The following is a 14,537-nucleotide window of genomic DNA, read 5'->3' as shown; positions in this document are numbered from 1 at the left end:
CTCGGGCACGCTGGTGACCATCATCGGCCTGATGCCGGTCGGCTTCGCCGCCTCCGCCGCCGGCGAATATGCCGGCAACATCTTCTGGGTGGTCGACTTCGCGCTGATCACGCGCGGTCATCCAGTTCACCGTGCGCCATAAATTCATGACCTGCGCGGTGGTGGGCGTCGCCATGGCCCTCCACTCCGAGATCCGGTTCGAAGAGCCGATCCTCAAGCGCCGCGACCGCACGCCGGTCGTCGTCCGAGAAAATCGTCCTCGTTACCGAGGTCTCATCCGGCATCGGCCGTTAAGGCCGGCGGCCCCGTCGTCGCGTGTGGTCGAGTTCGTCGCGCACGGGCCGGCGCGCCTTCCGCGCGCGCCGGCCCGTGCTCAGCTCGTCGTGAGCACACGCAACGGGCCGCGGCGGTTGAGCACATCGACCACCACCTTGGCGCCGGAGCGTCGGAGCGCGACGTCGGCAGATCCACCCTCGAGACGCAGGTTGCGCAGCGTGACCTCGCTCAGGAAGTCCGGCAGCGTCGGTTCGTCGAAGGTGACATGCACCCGCCCCGGGTCGAAGCCGAGACCGAGGCAGGCCTGCAGCATGGAGAGCGGGGCCGCCGCCGCCCAGGCCTGCGGCATGCAGGCGACCGGATAGAAGGTCGGCCCACGTCTCTGTTGGCGGGCGAAGCCGCAGAACAGTTCCGGCAGGCGGCGCATGTCGATATAGGTCGAGGCGGCGAACAGGCCCTCGAAGATCCGCGCCGCCTCATGCTTGAAGCCATAGCGGGCGAGGCCGGCAGCGATCAGCGCGTTGTCATGCGGCCAGACCGAGCCGTTGTGATAGCTCATCGGATTGTAGCGCGCCTCGCTGCTGGCGATGGTACGCACGCCCCAGCCGCAGAACAGCGATGGTCCCATCAGCGTGCTCGCCACTGTGGCTGCCCGCTCCGGCAGGGCGATGCCGGTGAACAGCGCATGGCCGGCATTTGAGCTGCTGACGCGGCATGGTCGCTTCTCGCCATCCAGCGCCAGCACATAGGTGCCGAGCGCCGGGTCGAAGAAGGCGGCGTCAAAGGCCGCGCGCAGCGCCTCGCCACGCCGGTCGAACCTGGCCGCGCGCTCGGGGTTCGCCAAGGTGCGGGCAATGTCGGCGGCGGCCCGCCAGGCGCCATAGGCATAGGCCTGCACCTCGGCGAGAGCGATCGGCCCGCGCGCCAATGTGCCGTCGGCGTGGAAGACGGAGTCATGGCTGTCCTTCCAGCCCTGATTGATCAGTCCCTCCTCGGTCTGCCGCCCATATTCGATGAACCCGTCGCCGTCGCGGTCGCCATGGTTCTCCATCCAGTCGAGCGCCGCCTCGATGCTCGGCCAGAGCCGGCGCAGCGTGACGAAATCACCGGTGCGTTCCAGATAGGCGCCGGCGAGCATGACGAAGAGCGGGGTGGAATCGACGCTGCCATAGTAGCGGCGGAACGGCACCTCCCTCAGCTCCGCCATCTCGCCATGGCGTACCTCGTGCAGGATCTTGCCGGGTTCGGCATCGGCCTCCGGGTCGAACTCGCTCGCCTGGTTGGCGGCGAGATGCTGGAGCACGCCTCGCGCGATGGCCGGGTCCAGCCACAGGGTCTCCAGCGCGGTGATCAGCGCGTCACGGCCGAAGACCGTGCTGAACCACGGTATGCCGGCGTAAGGATAAGGTCCCTCCGGAGTGTCGGTGACCAGCATGTAAAGGTCGGACACGGAGCGGCGCACCGCCTCGTTGAAGATGTCGTTCGACGTGATGATCGCCGTTGCGCGCGAGGCGGACGAGCGCAGCGCGCGGCGCGCATCCCTCAGCGCACGTAGGAAAGTGTGACGCGCCGGCTCGTCGGCGACGCCGTCGCAGGCGATCTCCAGCACGAGCGTGCTGGCCTCGCGCGGAGCAAGGTCCAGGACGAATGTCGCGCGATCGGCCATGAGCTCCTGCGGCGGCGGATCGAAGCGCAGCGTGGTCTCCCGCCGATGCCCATCGAGGCCGGTATAGGCGAGCTTGACCCGGTCCTGCGCAACCTCCGGCGGTTGCAGCGTGCCGCGCCGCGCCCGCTGCGTGCCGCGCACCTCGAACAGGTCGGCAAAGTCGGCGGCGAAGGCGATGTCGATCCGCACCCGTCGCGGACGGTCGTCGAAGTTGCGGAGGGCGATGCGCTCATGGCAGGCGCCGTTCCACAGAAAGCGCGAGCGGCGCAGGTGCAGGAGGTCGTGCTCCAGCACCATGCGGCCCTCGGCATCGAACAGGTCCGGATTGGTGAGATCGCAGGTCAGCGTCACATTGTCGTCGCGCAGGGTTGAGGACAGCAGCATCGGCCGCTGACCGGCGATGGTGAGGTAGAGGTGCGAGAGATAGCGCGTGTCGCGATGATAGAGGCCCTCCGGGCTGCCCGGGCCGGAAAGCGCATCGCCATTATGGTCGAACACGGCGAAGGTGTCGCCGTGCTTGAGCGTGCGTGGCCGTCGCTCCTGCAGCGAGGCCGCGGCCGGAATGAAGAACTGGGCCGACGACGTGCCCGGCCCGCTTGGGGCCGGCGCATGTATGACCGCTTCCGCACTGGTCATGCCGTGCATGAGGACCTCCCCGCTCAGGCGACAGCCCGCAATTCCATGCCGTCGGCCAGTCCGTTGGCGGTGGTGCTCGCCACGACGGGAATGCGCATGGCAGCGCGGCGCTGGCTGGGAAGATCACGATAGATGGCGAGATAATCGAGCGCCATGCGTTCGGCGGTGAAGCGTTCCTCAAAGGTGGCGCGCACCTCGGCACGGTCGAGCTTGTCAACCGAACGCACTGCCGCCACTGCCTCGTCGAGGTCGCTCACGATGAAGCCGGTGACGCCGTCGTCGATCACCTCCGGCACCGAGCCCTGACGGAAGGCGATCACCGGCGTGCCGCAGGCCATGGCCTCGACCATGACCAGCCCGAACGGCTCCGGCCAGTCAATCGGGAAGAGCAGTGCGCGAGCGTTGCCGAGGAAGTCCGCCTTCTGCTGCTCGTTGATCTCGCCGATGAATTCGACATTGGAATGTCGCACCACCATCGGGCTGATCACCTCGTCCCAATAGGCCTGATCCGCCTTATCCACCTTGGCGGCGATCTTGAGCGTCATGCCGGCACGGGCGGCGATCTCGATGGCGCGGTCGGGCCGCTTCTCCGGCGAAATGCGACCGAGAAAGGCGAGATAATCGCCTTGCGGGTTCCCGGTGAAGGGCAGGATGTCCTTCGGCAAGCCGTGGTGCACGGTGCCGGCCCAATGCACCGGCGGCATGGGGCGGCGCTGGTCATCCGAGATGGAGACGAGCGGATAGTGCGGGAAGGCGGAATAGAAGGGCTTGAGGTCCGGCAGGTCCAGACGGCCGTGAAGCGTCGTCACCATGCGGTCGGCGAAGGTGCTGGCGAGCGGGTAGTGCAGGAAATCGACGTGGAAGTGCAGCACGTCGAATTCGTCGGCGCGCCGTCGCACCTCCTCCAGCATCATCATGTGATAGGGCAGCGGATCCCTGACCTGCGGATTGAGCCTGAGCGCCATGTCACAGCAGGGCACCAGCTCGGCCTTGGTCCTGGAATCGCCGCTGGCGAACAGCGTGACCTCGTGGCCCTGCCGGACCAGTTCCTCGGTGAGATAGGACACGATACGCTCAGTGCCGCCATAGAGCCGTGGCGGGCAGCATTCCGCGAGCGGGGCGATCTGGGCGATCTTCATCGGCAAAACCTCCTCGTCTGAGCAAAGCGTTGACAATGAGCATGCGTCGGAGAGGTGCTGCGGCCACCCTGTCGGCATGGCCCGTCCCTCGTCGTGGGAGCCACCCGTTCACGATCCGGGAGCGGGAGCCTCCATCTCGGTTGATCATAAGTCGCGAGCCTTGTTCAAGGCGAGCGGGCAGCAAGCGGGAGTTTGGTCGGGCTGGCAGCGGGCCCGGATCGCCTCCGGGCCCCGCCCTGTCAGAAATCCATGCCCGTGCCGGCGGGAATGGCAGGCGCCGCTTCCTTCTTCGGCTTCTCGGCGACGAGAGCCTCGGTCGTGATCAGCAGCGAGGCGACAGAGGCCGCATCCTGCAGCGCGGTGCGCACGACCTTCGCCGGGTCGATGACGCCGTTGGCGACAAGATCCTGGTAGGTGCCGGTCGCGGCGTTGTAGCCCCAGTTGTAGTCGTCTGTCTCCAGCAGCTTGCCGACGATCACCGAGCCATCCTCGCCGGCATTGGTGGCGATCTGTCGCGCCGGCGTCTGAATGGCACGGCGGACGATGGCGACACCGGCCTTCTGGTCCTCATTGGCCGGCGCAACGGCATCGATCGCCTTGAGCGCCCGCAGCAGGGCAACGCCGCCGCCCGGCAGGATGCCTTCCTCGACGGCCGCGCGGGTGGCATGCAGCGCGTCGTCGACGCGGTCCTTCTTCTCCTTCACCTCGATCTCGGTGGCGCCGCCGACGCGGATCACCGCGACGCCGCCCGCGAGCTTGGCCAGGCGCTCCTGCAGCTTCTCGCGGTCGTAGTCCGAAGTGGTCTCCTCGATCTGCGCTTTGATCTGCGCGACGCGGGCGTCGATGTCGGCCTTGGCGCCGTTGCCGTCGACGATCGTGGTGTTCTCCTTCTCGATCACCACCTTCTTGGCGCGGCCGAGCTGGGCGAGAGTGACGTTTTCCAGCTTGATGCCGAGGTCCTCGGAGATGACCTGACCCCCGGTGAGGATGGCGATGTCCTCGAGCATGGCCTTGCGGCGGTCGCCGAAGCCGGGCGCCTTCACCGCCGCGACCTTCAGGCCGCCGCGCAGCTTGTTGACCACGAGGGTCGCAAGGGCTTCGCCCTCGACGTCCTCGGCGATGATGACCAGCGGACGCGAGGTCTGCACCACCGATTCGAGCAGCGGCAGCATGGCCTGCAGGCCGGAGAGCTTCTTGTCGAAGATCAGGATGTAGGGATCCTCGAGCTCGACCCGCATCTTCTCGGTGTTCGTCACGAAGTAAGGAGAAAGATAGCCGCGGTCGAACTGCATGCCCTCGACCACCTCCAGCTCGGTGGCGGCGGTCTTGGCTTCCTCGACGGTGATCACGCCCTCATTGCCGACCTTCTGCATCGCCTCGGCAAGGAAGCGGCCGATCTCGGTGTCACCATTGGCGGAGATGGTGCCGACCTGGGCGATCTCGTCATTGCGCGTCACCTTGCGCGCCCGGCTCTTGAGATCCGCGACCACTGCCTGGACCGCGAGGTCGATGCCGCGCTTCAGGTCCATCGGGTTCATGCCGGCGGCCACCGCCTTGGCACCTTCCTTGACGATGGACTGGGCGAGCACGGTGGCGGTGGTGGTGCCGTCGCCGGCGAGGTCGTTGGTCTTCGAGGCCACTTCGCGCACCATCTGGGCGCCCATGTTCTCGAACTTGTCCTCGAGCTCGATCTCCTTGGCGACCGTCACGCCGTCCTTGGTGATGCGCGGGGCGCCGAAGCTCTTCTCGATGACGACGTTCCTGCCCTTCGGGCCAAGCGTCACCTTGACCGCATTGGCAAGCGTGTCCACGCCGCGCAGCATCTTCTCGCGCGCCTCCGACGAGAACTTCACTTCCTTGGCAGCCATGATCCTGTCCTCCTTCCTGGGATTGCGACGGCTTCGATTTAAAGGGATATCGTTCAGGCGGCCTTGCGGGCCGTCTCGCTCCGGTCGATCACGCCGAGAATGTCGCTCTCCTTCATGATGAGGACGTCCTCGCCATCGATCTTCACCTCGGTGCCGGACCATTTGCCGAACAGCACGCGGTCCCCGGCCTTCACGTCGGGCGGCACCCGCTTGCCGGCCTCCTCGCGTGCGCCGGGTCCGACAGCGACGACTTCGCCCTCCTGCGGCTTCTCCTTGGCGGTGTCGGGGATGATGATGCCGCCGGCGGTCTTCTCGAGGGCGTCGATGCGGCGCACGACGACACGGTCGTGCAGCGGGCGGAAATACATGCAGATCCTCCTGATGCAGAGCAGCGATGTCATGAACTCGCCGCGTGCATGCGACGAGCGGAAATCGAGCTAGGAACGTCCGCTGGCTTGTTCAAGAGGCCGCTTGAGAAATTTTGTCACTCCCCGGGATGGAGTGCCAACGAGCTGAGATCACTGCAGAAATGCGGGGGCGGCGGCTTGAGCCACCTATGCGCCGCATCGCTGCAAAAGGACGCGCTTATCGGGCGTCGTCCCAAGGCATGCGAACGCCTGCTCTGGGGCGGGCGCCAGTGTCGGCCGCGCGCAGGCTCGCCGTGCGTTCACACGCCCAAGGCGCAGCCGTCCTTTCGGGGATCGGAGGCGCCGGTGAGCGTGCCGTTGGCGCGGTCGAGGCGGATGGCCTGGGCGCCGCCGATCGGTCGGCCGGAGGGCACGATCTCGAAGCCGCGCCGCCGCAGCTCGGCGATGGTCGCCGCCGGGAAAGTGTCCTCCGCCTCGACGCTCGACGTGCCGGGCAGCGGGAACAGGCGCGGCAGGTCGATGGCCTCCTGCAGCCCGAGGCCGAAATCCAGCACCTTGGAGAGGAAATGCGCATGGCCCATCGCCTGGTAGTGGCCGCCCATGACGCCGAAGGGCATGACCGGCTTGCCGTCCTTCAGCACCATGCCGGGTATGATGGTGTGCATGGGACGCTTGCGCGGCGCCAGTTCGTTGGGATGGCCCTGCTCCAGCACGAAGCTCTGGCCGCGATTATGCAGCAGCACGCCCGAGCGCGGCGCCAGCAGCCCGGCGCCATATGGATGGAAGATCGAGTTGATGAAGCTGGCGCACGTGCCGTCGCGGTCGACGACGCAGATATAGACGGTGTCGCGATGCTCGCCGGCGGCGAAGGCGGGCATGGCGGCCAGCGCCCGGTCCAGCCGGATGCGGCCGGCGAGTTCGTCGGCCAGCGCATCGGAGAGCAGATAGTCGACCGGCACGCCGGCCTGCGCGGGGTCGGCGAGGAAACGGTCGCGCGCCGCATAGGCGAGCCGGGTCGCCTCGATCTCGACATGCAGGCGATCGGCCGCCAGCGGGTCGCCCGCGGCCGGGAAGCGCGCGAGAATGTTGAGGATCATCAGCGCGATGACGCCCTGGCCGTTGGGCGGGCACTCATACACCTCATGACCGCGGAAGCCGGCATGGATCGGGGTGACATACTCGCCGGCCGCCTCGGCGAAATCCTCCAGCGTGTGCAGCCCGCCGAGGCCGCGCAGATAGGTGACGATGTCCTGCGCCACCGCGCCGCGATAGAAGCCGTCGCGGCCTTCGCGGCCGAGAATCTCCAGCGTGGCGGCGAGTTCCGGCTGGCGATGCACCTCGCCGACCGCCGGCGGGCGGCCGCCCGGCAGGAACACCCGCGCGGCATTGGCATCGCCGGCGAGCAGCGCCGCCTCGCGGCCCCAGTCGTAATGCACCCGCTCGGCGACGGCGTAGCCCTGGCCCGCCAGATGGATGGCGGGGGAGAGCAGATCGGCGAAGGGCAGCCGACCGTGATCGGCATGCAGCCGGGTCCAGGCGTCGACCGCGCCGGGCACGGTGACGGCATGCGGCGACTGGCGTGGAATCTGCGCCAGGCCCTGCGCACGCAGATGCGCGGCGGTGAGCGCCGCCGGTGTTCGGCCGGAGCCGTTATAGGCATGCACCCTGCCGTCCTCGCCGGCGAGCAGCGCGAAGCAGTCGCCGCCAATGCCGGTCGAGCCCGGCTCGACCACGCATTGCACGGCGCAGGCGGCGATGGCGGCATCGAGCGCGTTGCCGCCGGCTTCCAGCATGCGGATGGCGGCCAGCGTCGCCGAGGGATGGGACGTGGCTGCCATGGCCTCGCGGGCGACGACGCGGGAGCGTCCGGGTTTCTCGAAATCGCGCATGGTCATACTCCCTCTCACGCCATCAGGCCGGCGCCGAGCGCCCAGTCGCGTGTATCGTCCAACGCGCGTTCGATGCGAAGCATCAATTCGTCGATCTCCGCCTCGGTGATGATGAGCGGCGGGCAGAGGCTCAGCGTGTCGTTCATGCCGCGCGTGATGATGTTGTGGTCCCGGGCGAAGCGCGCCGCTTGGTTCGCCACCAACAGGCTGGGGTCGAACGCATTCTTCTTGTTTCGATCACATTCTCCAGCACCGTCATGTGGGACCAGAGATTGAAATTCTTGAATACCATGCCGACCGAGCGCCGCAGCCGTTCCACCCGGCGGTGGTCGATCTTCTCCGGCTGGCCGCGCGCGTCCCGCCGGAAATGCGGCGTTTCACCGACCGCGCTCAGCGTGCCCGAATCCGGTGTTTCCAGCAGGTTGAGGCAGCGCAGCATGGTCGACTTGCCGGAGCCGGAGGAGCCGAGGATCGATCATCACCGCTTCAGCGGCGGCCGGGTCGCCGGCGCGCAGGCTATCGACGATGGACTGATGTTCTTCGCGGGCGGTCAGCGGCTTGGCCGCGTGATGGGACCAGATCCGCAGATGGGGCTCGATGGTGACGTGCAGCGACATGATCTGGCGCAGCAGCTTCGGCCTTTTGGCGAGCGTACAGATAGATTCGTGAAACTCGCGGTGACATGTGACCCAATCCTGCCCGCCGGCGCCTGAACGTTCCATGCGGTCCAGCAGGCGATCGAGTTCGGCAAAGGCATCGGCATCCAGACGCGGTACGGCGAGCCGTAGTCGTCGGATCTCCGGTAAACAGGGATGCAGGTGGGGAGCGGTTCCCGCTACGCTGGGTTCTCAGCCAGTTTCCTGCATCCATCGACAGCTGGGCAGGAGAAGGCGGTGGCGGCTGCGGCCGGTCAGGCCGACGGTGGCTCGGCTCGAGCGGCCGGCGTCATGGCGGCTGCGGGAGACCGGTGTGGGCGCAGCCGCTGCAGGAACAGCTTGAAGCGGTCGGTCCATTCCGTCTCGTGCGCCTCGGTCAGGCGGGCGAGGGTGCGGGCATAGTCGAGCACCAGGCCGGGCGTCCAGGTCATTGAGCTGGCGCGGCTGCGCAGCAGGGCGGCGGTCCATAGATCGGGGTTGGCGAGCAGGCGCACCAGCCGCACCCACGGATATCTGCTGGCGAGCGACCCTTCCAGCGCGGCGTCGAGCGCCTCGGCCACCACCACGGAGCAATTGCGGTTGGTGAGGTTGTAGGTATCGTCCTGCCGGTAGCCGACCCAGAACGCCCTGAGCCGGCGCGGGTCGAAATTGCGGAACTCGACATTCTGGTCGGCTGGGCACCACCAGTTCGATTCATACTCGTAGGAGGGCTGGAAGCGGCCTTTCAGGTCGTTTTCCGCCGTGCCGCGCAGCGAGGCGATGAAATCGCCGCTCGAACGCTCGATCTCCTGTGCCGGGTAATGGCTGATATAGACGTCGGGCTGCATTTCCAAAGCGGCATGGCCGGTGGAAATGACCCCATGCCCGTCCACCGCGGCAATGTAGCGATCGACGAGCAGACGGCGTTCCGGCTGGTAGGCCGAGCCCACCGGCGTCCAGACATGCACGATCATCGGGTGTTCGACCCTGGCCCGGCCGGCGGCGCCGATCAGCACCGGCGCGTTCTGATACCAGCCGCGCCCGGCGAAGATCGGCAGGTTCATCGCCGAGGCTTCGTCCTCCAGCGTGCGCAGCATCAGGCCGAACCGCACCAGCAGCCATCCCCACAGCCCGAGCAGCAGCGCGATGCAGAACGGGATGTTCTTGTTGTGCGACAACGGCCACTCGGTGACGATCAGCAAGGCGAGCAGGAGCTCGACCACCCCGCTCGCGGCCAGCACCGGCCAGCCGGAAAACCGCACCACCACCGCAGTGGCGATGCGCCCCAATCCGTCAATGGCGAAGGCGAGGCCGAACAGCCAGGCGATGGCGATCCGGGTCTCGATGGGGAAATCGAGAATCAGCGCGCCGAGCAACACAAGTGCGGCGGCCTTGATGAGGGTGATGTAGCGCGATCCCTCTCTCGGCAGCGCGGCGAACACGTAGAGGGCGAGCAGGCCGTTGACGACGAAGACTGCGCCCATGGCCTCCTTGGTCACCAGGGTGATTCCGTCGGAAGCGTCGAGCGCCAGAAGGCTGGCAAGCACGAACAGCACGATGCCGAGGGCGGGCAGCACATACCAGCGCGCACGGAAAGCGTCAGCGCCGACGAGAAGGAAGGCGATCTTGAGCACCGGCCAAACCTGGTAATGAATTCAAGGGGATCCAAGTTCAAATTCTAGCCTACGGCACGGGTTAAGGAAAGCCGCCCTTGCCCCTCAGGGCGCTGCCTTGGCGCCGCGTCGGCGGCCGGCCTCGCGCGTCGCCCGCTCTCCGGCCAGCGGTGTGGCGGCCGAAGCTGACGCGGTCGCCGCGGTGTGGCAAACGATGCGCGTGTCGCTGGCGGCGGCGGCGCGGGCATGAGATGGTCGGCGCTTTCCCTCTCCCTTTTTGCCGGTACTCCGAAACGTGCGCCTCCATCTCGTCAATCCGAACACCACCGCCTCGATGACCGACAAGATCGCCGCCGCCGCCCGGCTGGTGGCCTCGGACGGGACCACGATCCTGCCGGCGACCTCGCAGATGGGGCCGGCCTCCATCGAGGGCTATTACGACGATGCCCTCGCGCTTCCCGGCCTTATCGACGCGGTGGCGCATGCCGAGGCCGAGGTGGTCGACGGCCATATCGTCGCCTGCTTCGACGATACCGGTGTCGACGCCGCCCGCGCGCTCGCCCGCGCGCCGGTGATCGGCATCGGCGAGGCCGGCTTCCACATGGCGAGCCTGATCGGCCACCGCTTCGGCGTGGTGACGACGCTGTCGCGCTCGGTGCCGGTGATCGAGGCCAATCTCGAGCGCTATGGCCTGTCGCGGCGCTGCGTGCGGGTACGCGCCTCCGATGTCGCGGTGCTGGAGCTGGAGGACCCGGCTTCCGATGCCCGTGCCCGCATATCGGCGGAGATCGGCCGGGCGGTGCGCGAGGACCATGCCGAGGTGGTGGTGCTGGGGTGCGCCGGCATGGCCGATCTTGCCCGTGCGCTCGGCGAGGAGCACGGCGTGCCGGTGATCGACGGCGTCGCCTGCGCGGTGGCGCTGATGGAAGGGCTGGTGCGTGTCGGCCTCGCCACCTCCAAGGTCGGCGCCTATGCCGCGCCGCGGGCGAAGGCCTATAGCGGCCTGCTCTCCGGCTTTGCTCCCCGCGGGTGAAGCGGGGCGCGATCACTCCGCCGTCAGCCGGGCGGCAGCCATCGGGCCGCTCCACCGCAGCTCGCCCTGGTCGATGCGATAAGCCCGGTCGCAGAGTTCCTCGCAGAGCGCGACGTTCTGCTCCGACAGCAGGATGGAAAGGCCGGTCGCCTTCAACTCGCGCAGGGCAGCGGTCATCTGCTCGACGATGATCGGCGCCACGCCCTCGGAGGGCTCATCGAGCAGCAGCAATTCCGGGTTGCCGACCAGGGTGCGCGCCACGGCCAGCATCTGCTGCTCGCCCCCGGACATGGCGCCGCCGCGGCGCTCGCGCAGATCGGCGAGGTTGGGGAACAGGGCGAAGAGCCGTTCCAGCGGCCAGCGGTCGGTGCCGTCGCGGCCAGGGCGGCGGGCGAGGCCGATATTCTCCTCCATCGTCAGATCGGTGAAGATGCGGCGGTCCTCGGGAACATAGCCGACGCCGAGGCGGGCGATGCGATAGGTCGTCAAGGCGGAAATATCGGCACCGTCGAGGGCAAGGCGGCGGGCACGGCGGCGGACCAGCCCCATCGCCGCCTTCAGGCTGGTGCTCTTGCCGGCGCCGTTGCGGCCGATCAGCGCCACCGCCTCGCCGCGCGCGACGGTGAGCGAGAGGCCAAACAGCGCCTGCGCCGGACCGTACCAGGCGTCGAGGCCCTCGATCTCAAGGAGCGGTGCGCTCATGACCCCTGCTTCCCCGGTGCCGCCGCCCGCCCGAGATAGACCGCGCGCACCTGCGGATCGGCCCGGATTTCCTCGACGCTGCCATCGGCGATCACCCGGCCGCGTGCCAGCACGATCACGCGGCTGGCATGGCCGAACACCACATCCATGGAATGCTCGGTGAACAGCACGGCGAGCGCGCGCGCCGCGGCGAGCCGCCGCACCAGGCCGATCAGCGCCAGGCGCTCATGCGCGCCCATGCCGGCGGTCGGCTCGTCCATCAGCAGCAGGCGGGGCGAGCCGGCGAGCGCGATGGCCAGCTCCAGCCGCTTGACGTCGCCATAGGCGAGGCCGGCGGCGGGACGTTCGGCGAGAGCCGCGAGCCCGGTCTGGGCGAGAAGATCGAGCGCTTCCGCGCGTGCCTGCCCGTCCTGCGGGCGCCACAGGCCGAAGCTGCCGCCGCGCGAGGCGAGAAGGGCGGTCTCGACATTGGCCCGCACGGTGAGCGAGGCGAAGACGGCGGCGATCTGGAAGGTGCGGCCGACGCCGAGCCGGGCGATGGCGCGCGGCGGCAGGCCGGTGATGTCGCGGCCCCCGAGGCGCACGGTGCCGGCATCGGGGCGGATCTGGCCGTTCACCACGTTGAAGCAGGTCGACTTGCCGGCGCCGTTGGGGCCGATCAACGCCAGCAATTCGCCGGCATGGACGTCGAAGCTGACGCCGTCCAGTGCCTGCACGCCGCCATAGGCTTTCGCAAGATCGCCGACGCTGAGCACGGGTGGCGCGGTCATCGGGCGGGCCTCCTGCCGGCGAACAGGCGCGAGAGGCCGCCGGCGATGCCGCCGGGAAACAGCAGCACCAGGGCGAGGATCAGCGCACCGAGCAGGGCGCGCCAGTAATCGGTCTCGCGCATCACCGTGTCCTGCAGCAGGGTGAAGGCGCCGGCGCCGAGCACCGGCCCGGTCGGGCCGGCGAGCCCGCCGAGCAGCACCATGACCAGCGCATCGATGGAGCGCCCGACCGCCAGCGTCTCCGGCGAGATCGAGCCCTTGGCGAAGGCGTAGAGCCCGCCTGCCGCGCCGGCGAGCATTCCCGAGGCGGTGAAGGCCAGCCAGCGGATGCGGGCGACGTCGATGCCCGAAGCCTCCGCCCGCATCCGCGCGTCGCGCCCGGCGCGCAACGCATGGCCGAAGGGAGCGAAGATCAACCGGCGAATGAGGTAAAGCCCCGCAAGGGTGACGGCGAGCGCGGCGAGATGGAGCCCGGTGCGGCTGTCGAACGGCCAATCCGGCCAGATGCCGATCAGCCCGTTCGAGCCGCCGGTGACCTCCTCCCATTGGAATACCACCGACCAGACGATCTGCGCGAAGGCGAGGGTGAGCATGGCGAGATAGACGCCTTCGAGCCGCACGCAGAACCAGCCGAACAGCAGCGCTTCGGCGCCGGCGGCGAGGATGCCGACGGCGAAGGCGGGCAGGGTCGGCAGGCCGAGCCCGGTCGCTGCCAGCGCGGTGCCATAGGCGCCGAGGCCGAAATAGGCGGCGTGGCCGAACGAGGCCATGCCGCCCGGCCCCATCAGCAGGTGCAGCGAGGCGGCGAAAGTGACGGCGACGAGCATATCCAACGCCAGTACCGGCGCATACGCCCAGACGGTGGCGAGAGCCGGCACCGCTAGGGCGAGGACCAGCGCGGCAAGGGCGAACGCGCGGCCGGTGCCGCCTGAGGGACGCAGCGGCGCCTCGCTGGCCGCTGCCCGTGCCGGGACGGCCTGCGGACGGCCGAACAGCCCTTGCGGCCGCAGGACCAGCACCAGCGCCATCACCAGGAACTCGGCGACCAGCGTCAGCTTCGACATGTTGAACGCCAGCCCGGCGATCTCGACGGTGCCCAGCGCGATGCACAGCGCCTTCACCAGCGCCACCAGCACCGCGGCGAGATAGGCGCCGGAGATCGAGCCCATGCCGCCGATCACCACCACCACGAAAGCATCGCCGAGCACGGTGAGGTCGAGATTGAGGTTGGCGGGCTCGCGCGCGGTCTGCAGTGCGCCGCCGAGGCCGGCGAGGAAGGCACCGAGCGCGAAGACGGCGGTGAACAGCAGCGCTTCGTTGATCCCGAGCGCCGCCACCATCTCGCGGTCCTGCGTCGCGGCGCGGACGGTGCGGCCGAAGCGGGTGCGCTTCATCAGCAGATGCAGCGCCAGCAGCACCGCCGGGCCGGCAAAGGCGAGGAAGACGTCATATTCCGGCAGCCGCCGGCCGATGAGCTCGATCGAGCCCTTCAGTCCCGGCGCGCGTGGGCCGAGCAGGTCCTCCGGTCCCCACAGCCACAGGGCGGCATCGTTGAGGATGAGGGCGAGGGCGAAGGTGGCGACGAGCTGGTACAGCTCCGGCACGCGGTAGATTCGCCGGAGCAGCAGCACCTCCACCGCCGCGCCGAGCAGGCCGATGGCGAGCGCGGCCAGGAGCAGCCCGCCCCAATAGCCGAGCGAGCCGGGCAGGTGGTCGCTCAGCGTCACCGCGAGATAGAGGCCCAGCATGTAGAAGGCGCCATGCGCCATGTTCACGATGCGGGTGACGCCGAAGATGATCGATAGGCCGGCGGCGACGAAGAACAGGCCGGAAGCCGAAGCCAGCCCGTTGATCATCTGGAACGCCAGTGCGTCGAGCGCCACGCGGGCCTCCTTGGGGTTCATGCGGGGCTTGGCGGGAGCGTCCCGATCCTGAGCCCATC

Annotated in this window: 12 protein-coding genes and 2 pseudogenes; 2 read left to right on the top strand and 12 right to left on the bottom strand. The window is 68.5% G+C overall.

The window, feature by feature from the left end:
- Positions 1-182: pseudogene (locus J2X65_RS16940) on the top strand (hypothetical protein); the annotation flags it as partial.
- 191 nt (positions 183-373) lie between these two features.
- Here J2X65_RS16940 and J2X65_RS16935 read toward each other — a convergent pair.
- The 9 genes and pseudogenes from J2X65_RS16935 to J2X65_RS16895 all read right to left on the bottom strand — a co-directional run bounded on the left by J2X65_RS16935 (position 374) and on the right by J2X65_RS16895 (position 10,111).
- Positions 374-2,578, bottom strand: coding sequence for an amylo-alpha-1,6-glucosidase (locus J2X65_RS16935; protein WP_310203150.1), 2,205 nt, complete (start codon positions 2,576-2,578; stop codon positions 374-376).
- A 23-nt stretch (positions 2,579-2,601) separates the two neighbouring features.
- Positions 2,602-3,717 carry a glycosyltransferase family 4 protein gene (locus J2X65_RS16930; protein WP_310203127.1) on the bottom strand — a complete coding sequence of 372 codons (1,116 nt, stop codon included), beginning with the start codon at positions 3,715-3,717 and terminating at the stop codon, positions 2,602-2,604.
- A gap of 239 nt (positions 3,718-3,956) precedes the next feature.
- Complete coding sequence (groL, locus tag J2X65_RS16925) at positions 3,957-5,585, bottom strand: chaperonin GroEL (protein ID WP_310203125.1); 1,629 nt, start codon at positions 5,583-5,585, stop codon at positions 3,957-3,959.
- Positions 5,586-5,638: 53 nt separating this feature from the next.
- On the bottom strand, positions 5,639-5,953 hold the full coding sequence (gene groES / locus J2X65_RS16920; protein ID WP_310203122.1) for a co-chaperone GroES: 315 nt from the start codon (positions 5,951-5,953) through the stop codon (positions 5,639-5,641).
- 299 nt (positions 5,954-6,252) lie between these two features.
- Positions 6,253-7,842, bottom strand: a complete 1,590-nt coding sequence (gene ggt, locus J2X65_RS16915) for a gamma-glutamyltransferase (RefSeq protein ID WP_310203148.1) — start codon at positions 7,840-7,842, stop codon at positions 6,253-6,255.
- A gap of 14 nt (positions 7,843-7,856) precedes the next feature.
- Positions 7,857-7,988, bottom strand: a complete 132-nt coding sequence (locus J2X65_RS16910) for a hypothetical protein (protein ID WP_310203119.1) — start codon at positions 7,986-7,988, stop codon at positions 7,857-7,859.
- Positions 7,989-8,074: 86 nt separating this feature from the next.
- Positions 8,075-8,317: pseudogene (locus J2X65_RS16905) on the bottom strand (ATP-binding cassette domain-containing protein); the annotation flags it as partial.
- Positions 8,220-8,573, bottom strand: a complete 354-nt coding sequence (locus J2X65_RS26995) for an FCD domain-containing protein (protein WP_404977741.1) — start codon at positions 8,571-8,573, stop codon at positions 8,220-8,222. The pseudogene J2X65_RS16905 and the gene J2X65_RS26995, both read right to left, overlap by 98 nt.
- Positions 8,574-8,752: 179 nt before the next feature.
- A complete protein-coding gene (locus J2X65_RS16895; RefSeq protein WP_310203113.1) occupies positions 8,753-10,111 on the bottom strand; it encodes a protease in 1,359 nt (452 codons plus the stop codon).
- Positions 10,112-10,385: 274 nt separating this feature from the next.
- Between J2X65_RS16895 and J2X65_RS16890 the strand changes: the two genes are divergently transcribed.
- On the top strand, positions 10,386-11,123 hold the full coding sequence (locus tag J2X65_RS16890; protein WP_310203111.1) for an aspartate/glutamate racemase family protein: 738 nt from the start codon (positions 10,386-10,388) through the stop codon (positions 11,121-11,123).
- Between the two features lie 12 nt (positions 11,124-11,135).
- On the opposite strand, the gene J2X65_RS16885 is transcribed toward J2X65_RS16890, so the two are convergent.
- The 3 genes from J2X65_RS16885 to J2X65_RS16875 are packed head-to-tail and all read right to left on the bottom strand — an operon-like array spanning position 11,136 to position 14,499.
- On the bottom strand, positions 11,136-11,825 hold the full coding sequence (locus tag J2X65_RS16885) for an ABC transporter ATP-binding protein (protein ID WP_310203109.1): 690 nt from the start codon (positions 11,823-11,825) through the stop codon (positions 11,136-11,138).
- Entirely contained in the window at positions 11,822-12,595 is a 774-nt protein-coding gene (locus J2X65_RS16880; protein WP_310203107.1) for an ABC transporter ATP-binding protein, read from the bottom strand. The genes J2X65_RS16885 and J2X65_RS16880 overlap by 4 nt, the downstream gene beginning before the upstream one ends.
- Positions 12,592-14,499: an ABC transporter permease gene (locus tag J2X65_RS16875; protein WP_310203106.1), complete on the bottom strand. Its 1,908-nt coding sequence runs from the start codon at positions 14,497-14,499 to the stop codon at positions 12,592-12,594. Before J2X65_RS16875 ends, J2X65_RS16880 begins: the two co-directional genes overlap by 4 nt.
- Between the last annotated feature and the right edge of the window lie 38 nt (positions 14,500-14,537).

The sequence above is a fragment of the Ancylobacter sp. 3268 genome (assembly GCF_031456575.1).
Lineage (GTDB): Bacteria > Pseudomonadota > Alphaproteobacteria > Rhizobiales > Xanthobacteraceae > Ancylobacter.
This window is presented reverse-complemented; position numbering and strand designations above follow the sequence as displayed.

Bases quoted from the DNA above. Each gene is read 5' to 3' on its own strand.
- J2X65_RS16935 (WP_310203150.1), bottom strand. From the start codon at position 2,578: ATGACCAGTGCGGAAGCGGTCATACATGCGCCGGCCCCAAGCGGGCCG.
- J2X65_RS16930 (WP_310203127.1), bottom strand. From the start codon at position 3,717: ATGAAGATCGCCCAGATCGCCCCGCTCGCGGAATGCTGCCCGCCACGG.
- groL (WP_310203125.1), bottom strand. From the start codon at position 5,585: ATGGCTGCCAAGGAAGTGAAGTTCTCGTCGGAGGCGCGCGAGAAGATG.
- groES (WP_310203122.1), bottom strand. From the start codon at position 5,953: ATGTATTTCCGCCCGCTGCACGACCGTGTCGTCGTGCGCCGCATCGAC.
- ggt (WP_310203148.1), bottom strand. From the start codon at position 7,842: ATGCGCGATTTCGAGAAACCCGGACGCTCCCGCGTCGTCGCCCGCGAG.
- J2X65_RS16910 (WP_310203119.1), bottom strand. From the start codon at position 7,988: ATGAACGACACGCTGAGCCTCTGCCCGCCGCTCATCATCACCGAGGCG.
- J2X65_RS16885 (WP_310203109.1), bottom strand. From the start codon at position 11,825: ATGAGCGCACCGCTCCTTGAGATCGAGGGCCTCGACGCCTGGTACGGT.
- J2X65_RS16880 (WP_310203107.1), bottom strand. From the start codon at position 12,595: ATGACCGCGCCACCCGTGCTCAGCGTCGGCGATCTTGCGAAAGCCTAT.
- J2X65_RS16875 (WP_310203106.1), bottom strand. From the start codon at position 14,499: ATGAACCCCAAGGAGGCCCGCGTGGCGCTCGACGCACTGGCGTTCCAG.